The organism is Enterococcus sp. 3H8_DIV0648 (assembly GCF_002140655.1).
Classification (GTDB): domain Bacteria; phylum Bacillota; class Bacilli; order Lactobacillales; family Enterococcaceae; genus Enterococcus_A; species Enterococcus_A hulanensis.
Window position 1 is genome coordinate 3613108 of sequence record NZ_NGLG01000001.1, and the last position, 3242, is coordinate 3616349.

Sequence of the window (3242 nt, forward strand, 5' to 3'; positions counted from 1 at the left end):
GTTACTGGCCTTTCTCAATTTGAAAAATTTTAAGATAGCTAAACGGCTATCTTCTTTTTTAATTCTTAGCGAAGTGTTCATATTGTGCATACGCGGTTGAGTACAATAGATTTAGTAATAAAAAACGAATGGAGGAAAACAATATGGCAGATTTATATTTAGACAAGGAAATGATGAAGAGGAAAAGTAGCCAATCAACAATCTGGGGAGTTCCAATCAAGACCAAATTAAATGCAGAAGCAAAACGGAAACTTAAAAAAGAAGCTCCAAATGAATACCAAATGATGGTACAAGAAAATAAAGCTATTGAGCATATCATACAAAAAATATTGAATAATCAACAATTAGACTCAGAAGAACAATCAGGAATGAAAAATAGAGTCTTGGGTGATTGGACGATAAAAAAAGCTAATGCAGAAGGAATTGACTATTTACTAGCAATTTATTATCAATCAGGAAAGCAAAAAATCGTTTCTATTTACGACTTGAAAAAATCAAAAGTGATTGATGCGACTTCAGGTAAGACTGGAAAAAAACGTGTCAGATGGGATAAAGGAGAGTCACTAGTCTCAATACCAGAATTTGAGCCGTGCGCTGTAAACAATACTATTGTGAATCTTGGCAGAGGGTTTAGTCATCCTCAGAGGCTCATTTTTCAATCGTCCATATCAGATTAGTTTAGTAAGGAAGCGAATCAATAATTTAGCTTTCTGATTATCAAATGATATGCAACCAAAATTACTGGTACGATCCTCCAAGAAAATCATAACGGTGTAAGTGGAAATATCTTATTAGTTACATTTTGGTAGTATTTGTACAAAATCTCAGATCTAATTTGGGTCTGAGATTTTTACGTCATTTTTCAACGGCGTCATCGACCATTAAATAGATAGTAGAAGTTTTATTATAGATGTGTGAATGATTTCTCGTACTGACAATTTTCAGCAAAGTGAAATGTTGGAGTTGGTGATACCTAGAAAGATACCACAGGAGCTGAAGAGCCATCATTACTCTCTTGGTCATTCATGATGACTTAGAATAATTAATACAGTATAATGAAACATGCGAAAAGAGGGAAATGAATGGGATATAAAATTGGAGATATTATTGAAGGAAGAGTTACCGGGATTCAGCCCTATGGTGCATTCATCTCATTAGATGACCAGACACAGGGGTTGGTCCACATATCTGAGGTACAGTCCGGCTACACAAAGAACATCCACAGCTTTTTAGAAATTGGTCAAACAGTAAAGGTCCAAGTAATCGACATTGACGAGTACACAAAGAAAATCAGTTTATCGCTGCGCACATTAGCTGAGCGGCCTGCAGAAGCACCGTATCATCGAAAACGCTACTTTACGAATCGCAACAAAAATATCGGCTTCCGTTCGCTAGAGAAGAACATGCCTGAGTGGACCAATGAAGCAATTGACTTTCTATTGAAAGAACGTGTTGAAAATTAATTCTCAGTTTTATGCAAAGAATATCTTTTTTTCAGAAAACGTGATACAATGAGTGCGATTTATGATTAGCTTTTGCAGAGGTGAAAATTGTGACGAAACAAGTATCTGGAACAATCATGTTGCATTTAGAAGATGGATCAAAACGTTTTTTAGTTCACGAAAAAGGAAAAGATAAAGAATTTGCCCGCACTGATACCAAAGCCGAAAACACCGTTTTAGCTAGTTTTTTGAATTTTTTAAAAGCAACACTACATATTAATGTTGAGGATATTCGTTTAGTTGAATTGACCAACACGCAATCACACGGAGCCAGTTTGCCGCTATATGTGTTTGAAATGGCCAGTGAAACTGCCACAGAACTACCAGAAGGATTCGCTTGGGAAAGTCCTGACAGCGTGAGAAAAATCCTTGGAACAATCGAAATCGAAGGTGTACCATTATTTGAATAAATACTAAAAAGGAGCTTATGAAAATAAGTTCCTTTTTTTTAGAGAAAATAGTTGACCGATGATAGATTAAGTGGTAAATTAGTAAACGTTGCTGATACAGCAAAAGCCGAACAATGATTTTTGAAATTTAAAAAACTTCAAGAAAGTTGTTGACAATCGCTCAGTAACCTGTTAAGATATAAAAGTTGCTGGAACAAAGCAACAAACCATGTAGACCTTTGAAAACTGAACGAATAAAACAAACCAAATGTGTAGGGCGTTTCTATTTAATAGAAACAAACAACATAGCAAGCAATATGCTAGCAAGTCAATTAACAAATTGAGCTTAACAGTTGAACAACTGTTTCAAACACTTTATATGAGAGTTTGATCCTGGCTCAGGACTGTCTCTTATACACATCTAGATGTGTATAAGAGACAGAATGAATACCAAATGATGGTACAAGAAAATAAAGCTATTGAGCATATCATACAAAAAATATTGAATAATCAACAATTAGACTCCTGTCTCTTATACACATCTAGATGTGTATAAGAGACAGCTGGGGAGTTCCAATCAAGACCAAATTAAATGCAGAAGCAAAACGGAAACTTAAAAAAGAAGCTCCAAATGAATACCTGTCTCTTATACACATCTAGATGTGTATAAGAGACAGGGATATAGCTTATTTAGTAATATTCAAGCGTCTGAACTAAATAGGTGAAAGATGAGTACATTAAAAAAGACAAGAAAATTAAAGGAGCTATCGCAAATGAAAAGAATTGGAAAAATTATTCAAATTGATAAGGAAAATTCTGATGCAACAATACTAATTGAAGGAAACAACCAGAGTGAGCACTATTCCTGTCTCTTATACACATCTAGATGTGTATAAGAGACAGACCAGAGTGAGCACTATTCGTTGAACAGTTTTAATTTTAGTCCTATGAATCTGTCTCTTATACCCATTTAGATGTGTATAAGAGACAGATCTCAAGTTCTACTAAGTCCACTGTTGTCTCGGATTCTACTTTCAAAGAATCGTCTGAAATAGAAACTAGTTCAAAGAATATGGACTGTCTCTTATACACATCTAGATGTGTATAAGAGACAGGATTATGATAAGTGATCATAATATGAATAGGTCATTTTGTATACTTAAATAGTTATAAATAATTCTAATTGAAAAAGATGTGTATAAGAGACAGCCCTGAGCCTTCGTAATTGATAAATTTGACGAATTTGCGCACACCGTTTGTTTCGAAAATCGTTAAAGTCGTTCTCTTATACACATCTAGATGTGTATAAGAGACAGCATAAGCGGTTGTGATGATTTTCCCTGAGCCTTCG

3 protein-coding genes are annotated in these 3242 nt (G+C 34.7%); all 3 read left to right on the forward strand.

Translation table 11 applies throughout. The features are described from left to right. Positions 1 to 143 precede the first annotated feature (143 nt). The 3 genes from A5875_RS16445 to A5875_RS16455 all read left to right on the forward strand — a co-directional run bounded on the left by A5875_RS16445 (position 144) and on the right by A5875_RS16455 (position 1912). Positions 144 to 677: a hypothetical protein gene (locus A5875_RS16445; RefSeq protein WP_088934589.1), complete on the forward strand. Its 534-nt coding sequence runs from the start codon at positions 144 to 146 to the stop codon at positions 675 to 677. A gap of 405 nt (positions 678 to 1082) precedes the next feature. Continuing rightward, on the forward strand, positions 1083 to 1463 hold the full coding sequence (locus tag A5875_RS16450; RefSeq protein ID WP_088934590.1) for a CvfD/Ygs/GSP13 family RNA-binding post-transcriptional regulator: 381 nt from the start codon (positions 1083 to 1085) through the stop codon (positions 1461 to 1463). Between the two features lie 86 nt (positions 1464 to 1549). Beyond that, positions 1550 to 1912: a hypothetical protein gene (locus A5875_RS16455; protein WP_249355082.1), complete on the forward strand. Its 363-nt coding sequence runs from the start codon at positions 1550 to 1552 to the stop codon at positions 1910 to 1912. The last annotated feature ends 1330 nt before the right edge of the window (positions 1913 to 3242 follow it).